Annotated in this window: 3 protein-coding genes; 2 read left to right on the top strand and 1 reads right to left on the bottom strand. The window is 69.3% G+C overall.

Annotation, left to right across the window (positions count from 1 at the left end; all coding sequences use genetic code 11):
- A partial coding sequence (locus ACFV4G_RS04890) for a Scr1 family TA system antitoxin-like transcriptional regulator (RefSeq protein ID WP_380436516.1) occupies positions 1–681 on the bottom strand: 681 nt, incomplete at its 3' end.
- A gap of 276 nt (positions 682–957) precedes the next feature.
- Between ACFV4G_RS04890 and ACFV4G_RS04885 the strand changes: the two genes are divergently transcribed.
- Complete coding sequence (locus ACFV4G_RS04885) at positions 958–1,386, top strand: ATP-binding protein (RefSeq protein ID WP_380436515.1); 429 nt, start codon at positions 958–960, stop codon at positions 1,384–1,386.
- Positions 1,383–1,658 (top strand): hypothetical protein, encoded by a 276-nt coding sequence (locus ACFV4G_RS04880; RefSeq protein ID WP_380436513.1) that lies wholly within the window; start codon positions 1,383–1,385, stop codon positions 1,656–1,658. Before ACFV4G_RS04885 ends, ACFV4G_RS04880 begins: the two co-directional genes overlap by 4 nt.
- Positions 1,659–1,774 lie beyond the last annotated feature (116 nt).

Here is a 1,774-nt window from a genome sequence, read left to right as displayed (position 1 = left end):
CCCTCGATCTAGGCGCGGAGCGAGTGTTAGAGTCCCTGTCCTGTGTTGAGTCGTGCGCGCCGCACCTCCCGCGCTGCGACGGGGTCGCCGAGCCCCCCCCCCCCCCCCCCCGGCCATGGTTCGGGATCCGCCCACGGGGCGGCGCAGCACTGCCTCGTTGAGCGCTACGTCGAACACAGGCGGATCCGTGACCCTGGTGAGGAGGACCTGACGCGTCGAGCGGAGGTGGACTCGCCGCTCGATCTCGTCATCGTCCTCGTGCGGGTTGTCCGCCCGCATGATCGTGCGCGAGTAGCCTTCGGTCTGTAGAAGGCCGGGTACCAACTCGCTTTCGTACCAAGCGATCCTCGACGCGGCTTCTTCCAGCCCGATGAAGAGATCGAAGCCTTCCGGGATCACGTCCCCGTAGGAGTGCCACCAGCCCCGAGCCTTGGTCTCCTTCGCGAGCCCCATCAGAGCCTCGGTGAGTTCGGCGGGCGCTCCGTAGACCTTGCACATCGCCTCGACGTCGAGGCTGCGCAGCGAGGTCTGGCCGGTCTCGATGCGCCACATCTTCGCCTCCGACCACTCCAGCGTGCGAGCCGCTGCCCGCACTGTGAGTCGCGATCGGTTGCGCAGATCGCGCAGGTATCGACCAAGTTGCCTGCGCGGCACCGTTGATCCAGTCGGCCCTTCCGCCATGGCCCTACCCCTTCCTGGCTTCCAGTATGAAGCACCGTCAGCGCTCGAAATGAAAGCACCCGTGTGCCCGCTTCGCAATGAGCGTCAACAGACCGAGTCATCGACTTTGAAGTACTCAAAATGAAGTCTTGCAGATTGCGGAGTGTGCGGAGCAGGCTACGAGGAGTAGTCCGATTGCCCGCCTGCGGCGATCTTGATGGATGGCCACCCGGGCATCCCCGTGCCTCTTCTGGGCCGTTGCCGCCGCGGCGAGCCTCACTTCCAGGAGGCCCTGCCATGCCCGGAATGCTGGAGAAGCCGCCCGCCCCCGCCGCCGACTACTCGTACTGGCTGCCGAGACATCGCAAGTCCGTCGCCGCGGCCAGAAAGCTGCTCCGCGGCTTCCTCGCCGCCCAACCCTCCGGCGAACTCTTCGTCGAAACCGGCGAGTTGGTGCTCAGCGAGCTCGTCACCAACGCCGTGCTCCACGCCATGACCCCGCCCGGGCGCCTCCTCTACGTCCACTTCTCCCTCCACCCCGACGCCCTCCGCATCGAGGTGCACGATGCCGGCGCGGGGCGTCCGTACGCGCGCCCCGCGACCGTCGAGGACGAAGCCGGGCGCGGGCTCTGGCTCGTCTCGCAGCTCGCCTCCCGCTGGGGGTGCTGCCCGCGTGCGGGCGGCGTCGGCAAGGCGATCTGGGCCACGATCGGGGGCACCAAGTGAAAGCCGAACTCCCCTTCGCCGTAAGCGTCGAGATCAAGGGCGTCACCAAGGCCGCCACCTTCTCCCGCCTCCCCGACGCCCTCGAAGCCGTCCGCACCGCCGTCTCCCACCTCCCGCTCGACGAGGACCAGGCCGACTTCCTCGCCGACCTCTTCTCGCCCCGGTCCGCCGACCGCATCGCCCGCCAGCTGCTCGAAGTCGGCGCCATGCGCGTGATCGCGTTCGTGGGCATCGCGCCCCACCCGATCTACCTCTGCCCGGCCCCCGATTGACCGAGAGCTTGCGCGGGGGGTGGGCCCCACCGCCGTGACGCGCGGCCCACCCCGGGGCGCGTGACGGGACCGGTGGGGGGGGGGCGGGGGGGTGTGGGCGGGGCGGTGCCCGGGTC

Origin of the sequence: Kitasatospora sp. NPDC059747, from assembly GCF_042732955.1 — a bacterium.
Taxonomy (GTDB): Bacteria; Actinomycetota; Actinomycetes; order Streptomycetales; family Streptomycetaceae; genus Kitasatospora.
The sequence above is the reverse complement of the archived record's forward strand: the minus strand, read 5'-3'. Positions and strand labels throughout refer to the sequence as shown.